This is a genomic window from Candidatus Lokiarchaeota archaeon (assembly GCA_014730275.1).
In the GTDB taxonomy this organism is placed as follows: Archaea; Asgardarchaeota; Thorarchaeia; order Thorarchaeales; family Thorarchaeaceae; genus WJIL01.
Genome location: WJIL01000004.1, coordinates 1 through 14,004 on the forward strand (window position 1 = coordinate 1; position 14,004 = coordinate 14,004).

Here is a 14,004-nt window from a genome sequence, read left to right on the forward strand (position 1 = left end):
GCTCGTTGATATGGTGATATCCCAGCGCATCACCGCAGGTCTTCTTCCCAATGAGATGTCGCTCTTTGCGGTCCAAAAGAAGAACTGAGTGTCCTTTCTTTGCAAGAGTATAAGCTGCTGTACAACCCGCAGTTCCCGCTCCAGCGACAATGACTTCGTAATCTGACATGTAGTATAACTCCGGTATTTTGAGGTGATTGTATCCGTTAGGATGACACGGCACCCCGGAAGAAGAAAGGCATTAAGGGTTACGCTTTATTCAGACTGCCACTTATGATAGGCAAATCCTGTAAGAACTTCCTTCGTTATTTCTCGGCCAGCAACAGCAGCAATACTGTTTGGGTCCCTCATCGGATTCAGCTCAACTAGATCAACATACTTTACCTTGTTGGACTCAAAGCAAGCCCGAATGAATTGAAGCAATTCTACCAATTCTAGGCCCCCTGCTTCTGGGTGACTTATCCCCGGTGCTACATCAGGTTTCAAAACATCAATGTCAATCGAAACGTAGATGTAATCCGTTCTATCAGCAATCTCCCGAATTGTTTCCGAGAAGCTCTCTAGGGTATGGATCGGTACATCTTCTCCACCAGCAAGCTCCTTTCTGTGTTCAGGTGGAGCTGTCCTCAGATCATGGGCAAGGATATCCTGCTTGTCTACGATATCATCTTCAAGAATTCTGCGAAGTGTCGTAGCATGAGATAGCTGATACCCACCATAGTCCGGATTAAAGTCTGCGTGAGCATCCAAGTAGACAATACCATAATTTCCGCCAGTACCTTTCTCGAGGCCTTTGATTAGAGGATAAGTGATGTAATGATCGCCGCCTATGAAATAAAGATGGCTGGATGAAGATGCAAGGCGCTCTGCGGCACCCGCCATATCGTACATTGCCTGTTCTGGCTGTCGTAATTCGATTTCTAGGTCTCCTATGTCCTCCAAAGTTAGCATGTCAGTAAGTGGTTCAAACTCTTTGAATTCATCATATCCAACTGTGAGGGGATAGCTGTGCGTCCAGCGGCTTGTCGTTACCTTCCGAATCTCCCGAGGGGCAAACCTGCAGCCAGGCAGGTAACTGGAGGTCAAATCATGTGGAACGCCAAGGATACCAACATCAGGCTCTCCGGAAGTGGGAGGTGGAATCCCCCAGAATGCTTCAGGTAGCTTCAGATATCCATTCAATCTGTCTCTGAGCGCCATGATTTTCACCGGAATACACCATTGGCTGCTTTCACATAAACATGCTGAATGAGGTGTTCCAAAAAAAAAAAGAAAGAATATGGCCCTCATGCTAACCTGAGGACCATCTCATGCATTCTATATTTCGTACGTGTCTCCGCCGCCTTTTCCGCGAACGAGTCTCACTATGTTGAAAACAGCACCCAATCCAACTACGCCAAGTGCGATCGCTGTGTACGGCCAACCATCCATCAATCCCTGCGAGAACAGAGACCCAATATCTGATCGAACCACAACACTCTGGCGGTCGGTGTCCTTTTCGTAGAGAGCCCCATCATACTCATACATTACAGAGGCACCAGTGAAGGAGTAACTCCCCTCGTTTGGGAACGTGACGGTATACTGCATCGTGCTGCTATCTCCCGGTTGAATTGAGGCTACAGATGTCTGTGTGTTGCCATCCACGCTGACTGAGCCATAGTAGCTTGCTAGACCGGAGTCATCTACTGTGATATTGGTGATTGGTTGCTCTCCATTGTTGGTCACAGTAACTGTAACCGTGGTCGTACCGCCAACTGCAACCGACCGAGGGCTAAAGCTCCTCGAAATCGTCACATTAGGCGGGAAGTCGTCACTCTCAAAATTGAGGACGTAATCAGAGACTGTTCCAATGCCGGTAGCATTCCACATCACGGTCTGGGAGGTGTTGTCGTACATACTCATACCGGCAACATTAGGACTGAAACCCGTGATATTGCTCGTCGTTGGCATGTTGGCTACAACGACTGAAAGCCCTTCTGGAAGTGGGCTGAAATCGTCAGGAGATCCAACGAGACTTGATAATCTTAGTTCCGTATCTCCAAGTACAATCTGTTGCTCACCAACATAACCTGCTGCAGCAATAGCGATTGGCCCTGTGACATTCCCGAAGGGATTTTGGGCTATTGCAAACTCTGGTAGAGTGGTGGGCTGAGATGCACCTTCGAAAAGACTCACCAGCTCTCCGATATCTGGGATAGCTAACATCCCAGCAGCAGAACCTCGCACATCAGTAAAGACCGATTGGTCAATTGAACCCAGCAGTCCCTCATTAGATAGACCATCCAATACAGCTGAAACCGCATCATCGAAGGGGTTTGATACCTGATCCAAAAACACGTTGATTGAATCGAATGGCAAGGTAACATTCTCTTCTTCTGGGAACGTAGATTCGTCTATTCTGAGATTGAGAAGCTCAGCGAAATTAAATCCAAATCCATCTGGACTGGACAGGTGGTTACGAACCGCGTTCATACGGCTTTGAGCTACCGAATCGTCAAGATTCACGTATGCCGCGAACATCAAAGTGAATTCGTCACCGAGTAAATCAGTTATCTGACCAGGATCGAAACCCCCATTGAATTGCGAAGGAGTCAACCCATCCCCATTGCCTCCCCCACCGGTCATTTCTGAAAAACCGATAAGGTCGAAGACATAATTCAAGAATTCACCCTTTGTTGCAACCATAGCAACAGCAAGGCAACCGTCATACATGTCATCTTCAATGGCAAGCGCATCTGATGGAAGGCCAAGCTGTCCATAGACAAGGCGAGGTGCTCCTTCCTCATCAATGCTGCTTAGCAAGATTTCAGCTCCTTCGCCTAGAAGCTCACCAATGATATCTTCTGGGTTTTGAGCCGGAGCGAAAGCCGGCGACGTGCTGGCTGCTGCGACTACTGATGGAATAACCAGAAACGCTACTATGAAACTAATAGTTATGATTTTACGTTCTACTCTCATCTTTTATCACGCTCACTCCTTTGGTCTTACTATGGCTCCGATAATTCCCGCCACAATGACAGTAACTATCGGTGTGAATAGCCAAATCAGCAATGGCGTTAAAATGTTAGAAATATCTGGCCCTGAGCCACCGCTCGCTGCTATCATAGGAATAATCTCATCAATAGCTGACTGAACAAGGGGTACGCTCAGAACATCAGTTATTGATGTGCCCTGAGGAATTGGCGGAAGTGTTCCCAGTTCTATTCCAGACATGAATAGCTGATACGCACAGAAGACAGCAATGAGTACACAGCTCAACCATGTAACTATTCCAACAACAAAAGATCCCTTCTTTGTACCTGCCATGACGCCTCCAATAAAACCAGCTCCAGCCCATACGGCAACCATGGTGATGTTGTTAAGCGGATTAACGAGCAATATATTCACCATGACCAATAAAGGCCGAATGTAGTTTCCAAGCTGGGGAGCAAGCCATAGCACAATTGTATTGTAGCCTTCGGGAAGCATAAACCAACCTACAGCAAGAACAATGCCTAGCGCGGCAAGCCAACCGAAGTACTTCGATCCGAATGTGCTAATCGTAATAATCCTCCTCGATATTATGTTCTAACATACCTCTAGCGTTCGGTCTATTAACACTTTGGTGCTGGTCTCCTGTGCGAAAATAAAAATAGGTGGAACTACACATATCCGAACACTATGTGTGGAATCTAGCATCGTATATGTGCAACTACATCTACAGATTCCACCAAAACAATGTGTACTCCGGTGCACAAGCAAGTAGATAGAGGGATAAATCACTGATGGATAATGAGGAAATGCTTCAGTCCGCATACGAAGTCATCCAACTGATGTCTTCGTTGAACCAGACAAAGCGGGCAATACTCTTGGCACTGGCCCACATCTATCCGCGGAGTGTAAGTGGTGTTCAGCTCAGCCGACTCATCGGTTATAGCGGAAAATCGAGGAGCCTCTATCGAGGCGTCCTAGATCGTCTCCAAGAGGACGAGCTAATCATGATTGATGAGTTGACGCCCAGGCTCTACGCCATTCGAATCAACAACGAGCATCCTCTTCTAGAGGTGCTGGTCAAGATGTGCAGAGAGTATGGGCAGAAAGCGCAAGAGCTGTACCTCAACTCGCTGGAGGAAGACTCATGAATAGACTCCTTGAACAAGCACGGGGCCTCTATATAGACAGACAACGTCTTGCACTGGCAGCATCAATCGTTGTCTTCTCGGTCACGCTCTATTTGTTCTATAGCACGGGTATATACGGCTTTGATACGCAACCACCAGACTGGATTCCACCAGGGTGGGCCCAAGGTTTCGAAGTCGTGGTCTCCTACAATACTGTCGGTTTTATCCTAGCTTGTGCGCTTCTGTTCTTCGGCTATGCGTTCTGGTCATGGGCTTTCCTTCCAGCACCAGCCGTTGACTATACTGAAGCGGTATTGCACGGCATTTTTGGGAGACGGACCGAAATCAAACACAGCATTGGCAAGAAGTTCAATCTTACTTTGGATGATATTGATATCCAAGTTCAATGCAGAATCCGCGGTGAAGGTCCTGAAGAGTGGTTCAGCTACGAATTAGTAAGCTCCGAAATCATTTCACCACGCTTGGAGAGCATTGCTTTGCGGCATGGATTCTCGGTAGACAATAATCACCTCAGAGCTAGCATCACCAATGACGAACTACACTTGAGAACGCTTCTCTTCGCCAAAGCAATCAAAATGGCTCGATGTCTACCTTCCTAGAGAGTTTGGCTGGCAAGACGCGCAAGATAGAACTCTAAACGAGAAAACTTCTATTATTGCCTATAGACTTCAACTGCTTGGGCGCATTTCTGTGGTCAATACAATAAAAAGAACCATTCGGATTATTCAGAGTAACTATCCTTCGATACGCGGAGCATGCGTCTTCACGTCTGAAGGAAGAATCGCTTTTCAAACAGAGAACATGCAATTAGGATCTGATGCATCCAGATTGCTACAAGTTTGGCAACAGAATCAGAAGGAGTTCACAATAAAACACCTTAATTTCGTGACTGCACTTAGAGACAAAAACAGTTTCGTGGGAATCAATCCATCAGGAGCTACATCAATAATATGCGGAACTGGAAGGGGTACTTGGTATGTGGCGGTATTCGTTCCCATGGATGTAGATAAGACCAGCATCTTGAAGGAATGTCAGCGCGCTGCAAAGAGCATAGAAAGTACAACTTCGATATTCAGTATCTAATTTGACGGTGAAAGAATAGGTTTCTGTTCAGCAATTGTTCGGGCAACCACTGCTAGTATTGCTCCCAACCATCCCAAAGATTGCATGAACTGAAACATGAGCCCCATTGTGAATCGTCCGGACAGTGTTAGATTTGCCAGAGTTACGACCAAGCCAGATATCGTCATGGCAATGAAGAAGGCAATAGCCGTTCTAGCCTCACGGACATGCTTCGTAGTCAAAACAAAACCCGTGGCGATTATTCCGACTCCACCAATTACCGTAAATATTGCAAGAAGTCCCGCCATTATTTCGAGAGTAAGGGATCCATTCGGTCCCAGCAGCTCCTCCCAACCCCCTGCTAAGCCTCCGATGAAGCCAATAGTACCGCTAGACCCTGACAAGACTATCAGAGCACCCCCGATTATGCACAGGAATAGGGGGGTTTGATTGTGCAGCCGTGACACTTCTACGCACGCGCCTCCTTCTCGTATGGTTCACCAACAGCGGCCGGCGGAACAGCTTTTCGTATGCCTGCCAATGCTACAATAACTAGAACATAGGGAACCATCTGTATGAAGCTAAGATACTGCGAGACAACTTCTACACCGAGGGTTATCTGCAGGGCGTATTGAAGCCCATCAAGGAAGCCGAAGAACATCCCTGCAAGGAAACAACCGATGGGTGTCCAGTTCCCAAAAATCATGGCAGCCAATGCGATAAATCCTCTCCCACTGGTCATGTTCTTTGCGAAAGCGTTTTCGAATCCTAAAGACAGATATGCACCAGCTAGTCCAGCCAAGCAACCACTGATAACTACAGCTACTATTCGAACCCATTCGACATCCACGCCTGCTGTATCGAGGGTGCTGGGATCTTCTCCTGAAGCTCTGATTCGAAGTCCAAAAGGAGTCTTGTAGAGCACATACCAAGAAATCACAACAATCACAAACATCAAGTAGATAATGGGCGATAGATTACCGATTGCAGTTCCTATGCCAGGTATGTCCTTAATGAAGGGTAATTCCACCGGAGTAATACCGGGTACTTCATCGGATCGCCCCTTTCTTCCCCAAACGACTTGTAAGCCTAGAGTGCTAAGTCCGAAGCCTATGAGTATTAGGCCCGTGCCGCTGACGATTTGATTTCCTTTGAACTTTACACATATGATGGCATGGAGCAATCCGAGGGCTGCACCGCCTATTATTCCAATCAGAATACCCAGCCAAGGATTTCCAGAGTAGTGGCTGGCAACCGCTCCAGTAAATGCGCCCGTAAGCATCATTCCCTCAAGTCCAATGTTAACAACGCCAGACCTCTCTGAGAACATACCTCCCAGTGCGGTGAGAACTAACGGAGTACCCATCTGTAGTGTGGCTTTGATCAACCATCCGAGAATCAGAATTGTAAAGTCACCAAGTTGCATTCTATCAGGCCTCCCCCTCTGATTTTATCAGATAGTATGATATCAAATCGAAAACCATGGTCAAGCCACCAAGAATCAAGGACATTAGAACCATAGCAAAATCGCCTACTACCAAACCTACAGCCCCAACCGATAGCCAGAATAAACCTGACACAATTCCGATTTTGAGCCCAAGCATCTTGTTAGTAAGCATAAGTATGGCCCCTGAAACTCCAATTCCAGCAGCAGCCATAACAAGTCCAGAAGCAGCAAAATGAACCGCTCCGTATGATCCGACAAGAGTAAAACCAATCAGAGAAGCAACCGAAGTAATGGCAATAGCGAAGAAATGCGGCATACCCATTTTTGGTTTTTCTTTCATCCATTTTGCTTGTTCGATGCCTCTATCAGCAAGCCAATCCATTATTCTTGGCGCAGCTACAAAGACGACTATAAGTCCTTGAATAAGGCTGACCATTTCGCTTGGGACTCCTGCAAGCCTTTGCATGCTCCTACCACCAACATTCAAAGCTCCGAAGAATAGTGCGCCCATGAGAACACCCCACGGGTTATTTGCCCCTAGTACAGCTACAGTTATGCCGTCCCATCCGAGTCCGGAAGACCATCCATCAATGAATCGATGATGATATCCCAGAATTTGCCCGGCACCCGCTAATCCCGAGAGAGCGCCAGCGATAGCCAGGGAGAGAGCCATCTTGGCCTTTGCATTAATACCAGCATATTCAGCTGCTTCCAAGTTCGATCCCACTGCCCTCATTTCATACCCTAGAACTGTTCTGTTTATCAGAATATCCACCCCCACAACAGAGAGAATAGCAACAATGAAGGCCCAACTCAGGAAATTTCCCAAAAGAAACGGAAGCTCGGCAGTCTCATTGATTAACGGGGTTTGAAGAATGTACTCATTTCCAGGTTCCAAAAACGGGCCAGCAACCAACCAATGCGTAAGTAGAATAGCAGTATAGCTGAGCATCATCGTTGTAACCACTTCATGAGCTCCTCTATAAGCCCGGAGGAGACCCGGCAAAAATCCCCACAAACCCCCAACAAAGGCCCCTACTGCAAGCGCTGCGATTGGATGAATAACTACTGGTAGGCTAATTGCATAACCGGTGACAGTTGCAGCCAATGAACCCACGTAAACCTGACCCTCGGGACCAATATTGAATAGCCCGCATTTGAAAGCGAAAGCTACTGATAACCCCGTGAAGATGAGCGGGGTGGCATTGAATAATACCTGTGCCCACTGGACCATAGCGGCTCTCAATAACGCGACGTAGGCAAGAAGGGGATTGTAACCGGTCATTATCATGATAAGGGCAGCGATAAGCATCGCAAGGACGATTGACCCTACTGTGGAAATGACAGTCTTCTGGAACTCTGGGCTGGAAATCTTGCTTTCGATCCCTTCAACAATAGCATCTATTGGCGTTCCTTCCATTGGTTCTCCTTCTCCAGAACTGCTTATGCTGGTTTCTTCATCGTTCATCATCTATACCCCTTTTACGCGTTCTTCATGTCCTGCCATGAGCAAGCCTAGCTCTTCATATGTAGTCTCTTCGGGTCTGACTTTCGCAACTATTTTACCCTCATGAATCACAGCAATTCTTCCAGCCAAGTTGGTGATTTCATCGAGCTCTGCTGATATCAATAAAATAGCTGCTCCCTTATCTCGCATGTCGATCAGAGTGTTTCGTATGAATTCAGTTGCTCCTACATCAAGCCCTCGGGTAGGTTGAGCTGCCAACACGAGCTTTGGCTTGTAGGCCAATTCCCGTGCAACTATGACTTTTTGCTGATTACCTCCAGATAGGGTTCTCGTCGGCGCATTGATTGAAGAAACCATAATTGAGTATTCATCAACAAGATCACTAGAAAGCGAAGAAAGCTGTTGCATATTCAGCAGGGAATCATTCGGGCCAGTAGCAAAAGGCGCATAGTAATGCCTGCCAAGAGCTATATTATCCCGCACCGTGAAATCTAGAACCAAGCCCTTTCTGTGTCGATCCTCGGGGATGTGACATACTCCCGTCTCGCGGACCTTTCTTGCATCAAAGTTCGTGATTTCATTTCCATCGACGAAAACTCTACCATCGTCGACTTTCCTGATGCCAGCAATCGCCTCAACGAGTTCGGTTTGTCCATTTCCTTCGACTCCCGCAATTCCCAGAATTTCACCCTCACGTACACTCAGATTCACACCATCAACCGCAACAAGACCGCGGGTATCTGTCACTCTGAGATTCTCAACTCGAAGTATTTCTTTTCCTGGGTGTGCTTCCTCCTTCTCGATTCTGAATACAACAGGTCGTCCGACCATCATTTTTGCAAGTTCTTTTGGACTCGTATCATCCTTATCTACAGTTCCCACTAGCTTCCCCTCTCGGAGAACAGTTATTCTGTCACAAAGAACCATAGGCTCTCTCAGTTTGTGTGTGATGAGAATAATGGTTCTGCCTTGCTCTTTGAATTTATCAAGAGTAACAAAAAGGTCGTCAACTTCCTGCGGTGTAAGCACGGAAGTCGGTTCATCTAGTATCAGGATTTCCGCATTCCGATAAAGCGTTTTTAGAATCTCAACTCGTTGTCTCAGGCCAACGGACAAATCTTGAATTTTAGCGAAGGGATCAATCTTCATGCCATTCTCCAGTGCAATTTCTTTGATTCTCTCTGCGGCTTTGTCTATGTCCGTGGGCATAAGTAGCCCTGCGTCTTGCCCAAGTCTGCTTTCAAACGATTTGAACTTGGCAATGGTTGGTTCTAGGCCGAGAATAACATTCTCAACAACTGTGAGAGGCGGAATGAGCTTGAAGTGTTGATGCACCATTCCCACACCTCGGGCTATAGCTCCGTTAGGTGATTCTAGGTCGACTTCTTCTCCACGTATTTTGATTGTTCCACTATCCTTGGAAAGCAATCCATATAGAATATTCATCAGAGTGGTTTTGCCAGCTCCGTTTTCTCCTAGCAGGCCGTGTACTTCGCCTTCTTCGATGCGCAGTGTAATATCCTTGTTTGCCTCCACACCGCCAGGGAACGTCTTGCTGATGTTCTCAAGCTCAATCGCGTAAATGGTTATTTCCTCCTTTGCATAAGGTGGATTGCTGTCTGAAAGCGTCCCGTTTGTTTGTGTCGCTATCACAAATGGTATTTAATGCTACGGGTTAGAGAGAACATATACTGGCTATCTACAAAATATAGGAAGATGCGAAAAAAAAAGAGATAAGAGAGGCTGACGCCTCTCAATCCGTTCTTACACTAGATTACCAGTACTTGCTTGTTGGTACAGTGACGTTGCCGTCAATGATTTTCTGCTTAAGGTCCTCAACCGTGGTTATGATGTCGTCTGGTAGCGTTAACAAGTCTTCATTGGTTTCGTAACCAACTCCACCATTAGCAAGATTCCAGACACGAATTCCAGGCTGGAACTCATCGTTATAGACGTCCTCGATTGTCTCAAATACAGCGACATCTACCCGCTTCAGCATCGACGTGATACAGGCAGTTGGTGGTTCAGGGTTCTCTGGATCTTCACATCCCAGATACATCTGGGGGCTATCAACACCAATAACATAGGTGTCGTGATCGGTCCCGTTATTCTTGGCTGCCGTAAAAGCACCTAATCCAGACTGACCAGCTGCAGCAAAAATAATGTCAGCGCCATCAGTGTACATTCCGTTTGCTAAGCTCTGACCCGCTGTGGGGTTTGCCCACTCACCAACATAATTGACTGAGTAGTCTATGCCTTCATTGGTGTAGTTTGCGCCCCATAGGTATCCAGCAGCAAACTCATTAATTAGAGGGATATCCATCCCACCCAGAAAACCAATATGGTTGGTTTCTGTGTACATTCCTGCTATTGCACCAACAAGAGCTGATCCCTCGCTTGCCGAGAAAATAAGGCTCGACACATTGGGCTGGTCTACTACCATATCAACTATAGCAAAACGTTGGTTCGGGTAGTCTTTGGCCGTTTTGTTCAAGGCTTCTGCTTGATCGAATCCGATGGATATAATCAGCTCGTAGGTTTCTCCGGATTCAGGATTTGCATAATCCCGGAGATAGCCTTCGTACTCTGAAATCTCAGTCGGTTCGACGTACGTGAAATCCCAGCCTAACTCGGTCTTGGCTCGTTGAGCTCCCTCATAGGCGGCGTCGTTGAACGACTTGTCGCCTAATCCACCTGTCGCGAAAACAATGGCAACATTGGTGGGTGCAGGGAAGAGCATAGGTCCAAGGAATACAATTCCAGCACCTATAGCCACAACTAGCACAATGATAACGACTATGGCTGTTGTTTGTTTATTCATTTTCTACTCTCCTTCGCGTTCATTAGCGTGTATTGAAAGTGCCTCTCACCGAGGCTCCCTTTGCTAGTGTTTGCTCAACCACCCTAAAAAGGATAGTGCCTAGAATTGGAACGTCACCAAATTGATTTTCACAAAACTGATAGGCATGTTTGTTACCCAACCAACCATGACGGTTGCAAAGCTAGTTCGTGGAGAAGACGAAACCTCCACAATCGTGTTTGTTCATGGTGCTGGAGGCTCAGCAGGCACATGGATGATGCAACTCCGAGGTTTATCAGACAGGTTGCGTGTTGTTGCTCTGGAATTGAACGGGCATGGAGATACACCAGATCGAGAACCAGAAGACGTAGATGGTACCTACCTGGAGGATATCAAGAGGATTGTCCGCGAGTATCAGAAACCAATTCTGGCTGGGCATTCCATGGGGGGTGCACTCGCCCAATTGTACGCACTGAAATACCCAGACGAAATTTCAGGTCTAGTACTCATTGGCACTGGTGCCAAGCTCAAAGTCCACCCAAATGTGTTTGATGCCATCGACTCGGGCATGGACAAATACCTAGAACTCGTCGAACAATTCATGTTCAGCAAAGAGACTGATGATGAAGTGATTCAAGCTTCTCTGAAGGAGATCCGCCAATGCCCCAGAAGCGTCATCAGACGGGACTTTGAGATGTGCAACAACTTCGATATCATGAACGAAGTAAGTCAAATCGATTTACCTACGCTCATTCTCGTTGGAGCAGATGACCTCATGACTCCACCAAAATACGCGAAGTACCTGCATGAAAATATCCCCAACTCAGAATTTCATGTTATTGATAATGCCGGCCACGGTGTTATGGTTGAGCAACCAAGCGAATTGAACAGCATGGTAATGCAGTGGACTGAAAGAATACTAAATCTATCTGATTAATTTCTGCCTCTTTCGTTCCATCTCGACTGCGCGCATCATCCGGGTTCTATCGAAATAGACTTCGTTTCGCGTTATCTTACCCTCTTCCAACTCAACAATGTCGACCCCCATTTCAGTCAATTCCTCAGCACCCACATGGATTTCGCATTCCCATTTAACAATAAATCCGCGTTCAATCGGGAAGACTTCAATCGGGGTCCATACCCAATCGTGGTACTTCCGCAATAACTTCCTAAAATATTCCAGAATCTCATCTCGGCCCTGCAGACCCTGTCGATGTTTTGGATCCATATACTGAGCATCCTCAGCGTAGAATTCAATCAGCTTCTCTGGTTGGTTTCCAGTCCATGTCGAAAGCCACTCTTCACAGAATTCAAAGAGGTCGTCTTTTGTCATACAGTTTACATCCTATTTCCTGGCTTTATTCGATGCTCAATCGAGTCGTTTTCTACGGCTATGTAGTGATAAAGGTAACTAACGACGAGACAGATTTGATTCCTGTAAAGAATCCGAGTAGTTGATTCCATGGCTGAAACTGAAGAAAAAGGAGTGGAGGGGTACTTGCCCCTCCTCTAGTGGCTTCTATTCTACGGCAAACGGAATATCATCCTCCAGATAAACTTCCGCTTCTCCTTTAACTGGTTGCCTTACCTTCAGTAACAGCAGTATTGCTACAACAAAGAAAAGAAGAATAACCAGCATAGCAGCCATGTGTGCCTCTATTGTAAGTGATGGCAACTGCTGTGGATTCACCAAGAGCAGCACTGATCCGTATACAAACGGTCCCAGTATAGCAGCGAATTTTCCGGTGAGGGCATAGAACCCATACATCTCCGTCTTTTTCTCCTCAGGAATGAACTGTCCAAACATACTGCGTGCTGTGCTTTGTGATGAACCCATGCCAACACCCGCAATCATGCCAACAATCCACCATATTGTCTGACCAAATCCGACAAACAAATACGCTATCAATAAGGCTGCAATCCAGATGAACAAGGTAGAGATCAGCGTTTTTTTCGTACCGATTCTATCAGCAATCGAACCGAAAATGAAGGCACCTGGTATAGCTGCCAATTGCGTTACTGCGAAGAAAACGAGCGTCATTGTTGTATCGAAAGCATAGACGGCAGCACCGAAGATGGCTGCGTAGTAGATAACTGTCGTTATTGCATCACTGAATAAGAAGTAGGCTACAAGGAATAATGGAAGTCCTTCGTAGTTTCGTATCTGTCTCAGTGTATTTGCCACCCTTCTGAAACCGACTCTTGCAATTCCGATATCCTCTTCTCCAGGAAGTTTCTTCGCTGGACGGCTTTTCAGCATGATGAAGCTGGGAATAGAAAAGACCAGGAAAAACAGGGCACTTAGAATGAAGGCATAGGTGTATGGGAGACCATAGACGAAGGTCGTAACCAACGCTATCAAAATTGTAGCCATGGCACCAACATATCCAGCAGCAAATCCATACCCACCGATACGGCCAATATTCTCTTCAGTTGAAATTTCGGGCAACCACGCGTTATAGAATGGCAGGGCGCCCTGAAAGCCAATATTTGCTATGATGAATATCAGCCATGCCCATACCCAGATATCCAGTCCCAGCACAGGTGGAAAACTGAAAGGTCCTGACTCTGTAGGAAGGATCGGCGGCAGGAAAATCATCATGGCTGTAAATATGATGCAGATGCTTGTATAGAAGCCCATGAATTTCTTCTTGGATCCTCCAAAGTCAGCAATCGCTCCAAGCACTGGTGAGCTCAGTGCTATGACAATCATCGTTATGCTTCCAGCATATCCCCACATGGCGTCTCCAAGCGTTTCATTTCCAACGAGAAGACGGAAATATAGGGGGAAAAGGGCCGTTACTATCAACACTGTGAAACTCGTATTGGCAAGATCGTAGAGATACCAGCCAACCCGTTCTTTTCGGTCGGTTGGCACCTTTTTTGTTGTTTGTTCATTACTCATATGATACACTCCATCTAGCGGGTAGTCTATACTTACCCACGACCAAGTGGGTATAAATTGCACATGCAATTGTATCATATGCATTGCCCTTCCTAGTATTATCTCTACTGATTTTTTGACAATCAACAAATATTGTAAGCAGATATCAAGGTGAAATCATAAATAAGAAATTCAACTTGGATGAGCGCCGAGTCTTGATAT

At 46.5% G+C, this 14,004-nt stretch carries 15 protein-coding genes; 4 read left to right on the forward strand and 11 right to left on the reverse strand.

All coding sequences use genetic code 11. The annotated features are described in order from the left end of the window. The 4 genes from GF309_00175 to GF309_00190 form a co-directional block, all read right to left on the reverse strand. Positions 1-169: FAD-dependent oxidoreductase (locus GF309_00175; GenBank protein ID MBD3157176.1), on the reverse strand; the 169-nt coding region annotated here is incomplete at its 3' end. Positions 170-255: 86 nt separating this feature from the next. Beyond that, complete coding sequence (locus GF309_00180; protein ID MBD3157177.1) at positions 256-1,290, reverse strand: hypothetical protein; 1,035 nt, start codon at positions 1,288-1,290, stop codon at positions 256-258. Between the two features lie 27 nt (positions 1,291-1,317). After that, positions 1,318-2,958, reverse strand: a complete 1,641-nt coding sequence (locus tag GF309_00185) for a DUF11 domain-containing protein (GenBank protein ID MBD3157178.1) — start codon at positions 2,956-2,958, stop codon at positions 1,318-1,320. Between the two features lie 12 nt (positions 2,959-2,970). Next, on the reverse strand, positions 2,971-3,468 hold the full coding sequence (locus tag GF309_00190; protein ID MBD3157179.1) for a hypothetical protein: 498 nt from the start codon (positions 3,466-3,468) through the stop codon (positions 2,971-2,973). A 296-nt stretch (positions 3,469-3,764) separates the two neighbouring features. Here GF309_00190 and GF309_00195 point away from each other — a divergent pair, with 296 nt between their 5' ends. From GF309_00195 to GF309_00205, 3 genes are all read left to right on the forward strand, one after another. Beyond that, positions 3,765-4,121 (forward strand): hypothetical protein, encoded by a 357-nt coding sequence (locus GF309_00195; protein MBD3157180.1) that lies wholly within the window; start codon positions 3,765-3,767, stop codon positions 4,119-4,121. Next, positions 4,118-4,720: a hypothetical protein gene (locus GF309_00200; GenBank protein MBD3157181.1), complete on the forward strand. Its 603-nt coding sequence runs from the start codon at positions 4,118-4,120 to the stop codon at positions 4,718-4,720. The genes GF309_00195 and GF309_00200 overlap by 4 nt, the downstream gene beginning before the upstream one ends. A gap of 91 nt (positions 4,721-4,811) precedes the next feature. After that, positions 4,812-5,204: a hypothetical protein gene (locus tag GF309_00205; GenBank protein MBD3157182.1), complete on the forward strand. Its 393-nt coding sequence runs from the start codon at positions 4,812-4,814 to the stop codon at positions 5,202-5,204. On the opposite strand, the gene GF309_00210 is transcribed toward GF309_00205, so the two are convergent. The 5 genes from GF309_00210 to GF309_00230 all read right to left on the reverse strand — a co-directional run bounded on the left by GF309_00210 (position 5,201) and on the right by GF309_00230 (position 10,919). Next, on the reverse strand, positions 5,201-5,587 hold the full coding sequence (locus GF309_00210) for a hypothetical protein (protein MBD3157183.1): 387 nt from the start codon (positions 5,585-5,587) through the stop codon (positions 5,201-5,203). The genes GF309_00205 and GF309_00210 overlap by 4 nt on opposite strands. A gap of 65 nt (positions 5,588-5,652) precedes the next feature. Next, complete coding sequence (locus tag GF309_00215) at positions 5,653-6,609, reverse strand: ABC transporter permease (GenBank protein MBD3157184.1); 957 nt, start codon at positions 6,607-6,609, stop codon at positions 5,653-5,655. Between the two features lie 4 nt (positions 6,610-6,613). Then, positions 6,614-8,101 carry a hypothetical protein gene (locus GF309_00220; protein ID MBD3157185.1) on the reverse strand — a complete coding sequence of 496 codons (1,488 nt, stop codon included), beginning with the start codon at positions 8,099-8,101 and terminating at the stop codon, positions 6,614-6,616. Continuing rightward, positions 8,102-9,682, reverse strand: coding sequence for an ATP-binding cassette domain-containing protein (locus GF309_00225; GenBank protein ID MBD3157186.1), 1,581 nt, complete (start codon positions 9,680-9,682; stop codon positions 8,102-8,104). Between the two features lie 190 nt (positions 9,683-9,872). Beyond that, positions 9,873-10,919, reverse strand: coding sequence for a BMP family ABC transporter substrate-binding protein (locus GF309_00230; GenBank protein MBD3157187.1), 1,047 nt, complete (start codon positions 10,917-10,919; stop codon positions 9,873-9,875). 121 nt (positions 10,920-11,040) lie between these two features. Between GF309_00230 and GF309_00235 the strand changes: the two genes are divergently transcribed. Then, a complete protein-coding gene (locus GF309_00235; GenBank protein ID MBD3157188.1) occupies positions 11,041-11,835 on the forward strand; it encodes an alpha/beta fold hydrolase in 795 nt (264 codons plus the stop codon). On the opposite strand, the gene GF309_00240 is transcribed toward GF309_00235, so the two are convergent. Both GF309_00240 and GF309_00245 read right to left on the reverse strand, forming a co-directional pair. After that, entirely contained in the window at positions 11,824-12,231 is a 408-nt protein-coding gene (locus tag GF309_00240) for a DUF4440 domain-containing protein (protein ID MBD3157189.1), read from the reverse strand. The two genes, GF309_00235 and GF309_00240, sit on opposite strands and share 12 nt — an antisense overlap. A gap of 186 nt (positions 12,232-12,417) precedes the next feature. Beyond that, complete coding sequence (locus tag GF309_00245) at positions 12,418-13,887, reverse strand: MFS transporter (GenBank protein ID MBD3157190.1); 1,470 nt, start codon at positions 13,885-13,887, stop codon at positions 12,418-12,420. Positions 13,888-14,004 lie beyond the last annotated feature (117 nt).

Excerpts from the sequence above, each read along its gene's own strand:
- GF309_00215 (MBD3157184.1), bottom strand. The coding sequence starts at position 6,609 with ATGCAACTTGGTGACTTTACAATTCTGATTCTCGGATGGTTGATCAAA.
- GF309_00195 (MBD3157180.1), top strand. The coding sequence starts at position 3,765 with ATGGATAATGAGGAAATGCTTCAGTCCGCATACGAAGTCATCCAACTG.
- GF309_00200 (MBD3157181.1), top strand. The coding sequence starts at position 4,118 with ATGAATAGACTCCTTGAACAAGCACGGGGCCTCTATATAGACAGACAA.
- GF309_00220 (MBD3157185.1), bottom strand. The coding sequence starts at position 8,101 with ATGATGAACGATGAAGAAACCAGCATAAGCAGTTCTGGAGAAGGAGAA.
- GF309_00240 (MBD3157189.1), bottom strand. The coding sequence starts at position 12,231 with ATGACAAAAGACGACCTCTTTGAATTCTGTGAAGAGTGGCTTTCGACA.
- GF309_00245 (MBD3157190.1), bottom strand. The coding sequence starts at position 13,887 with ATGCATATGATACAATTGCATGTGCAATTTATACCCACTTGGTCGTGG.
- GF309_00230 (MBD3157187.1), bottom strand. The coding sequence starts at position 10,919 with ATGAATAAACAAACAACAGCCATAGTCGTTATCATTGTGCTAGTTGTG.
- GF309_00180 (MBD3157177.1), bottom strand. The coding sequence starts at position 1,290 with ATGAGGGCCATATTCTTTCTTTTTTTTTTTGGAACACCTCATTCAGCA.
- GF309_00190 (MBD3157179.1), bottom strand. The coding sequence starts at position 3,468 with ATGCTTCCCGAAGGCTACAATACAATTGTGCTATGGCTTGCTCCCCAG.
- GF309_00185 (MBD3157178.1), bottom strand. The coding sequence starts at position 2,958 with ATGAGAGTAGAACGTAAAATCATAACTATTAGTTTCATAGTAGCGTTT.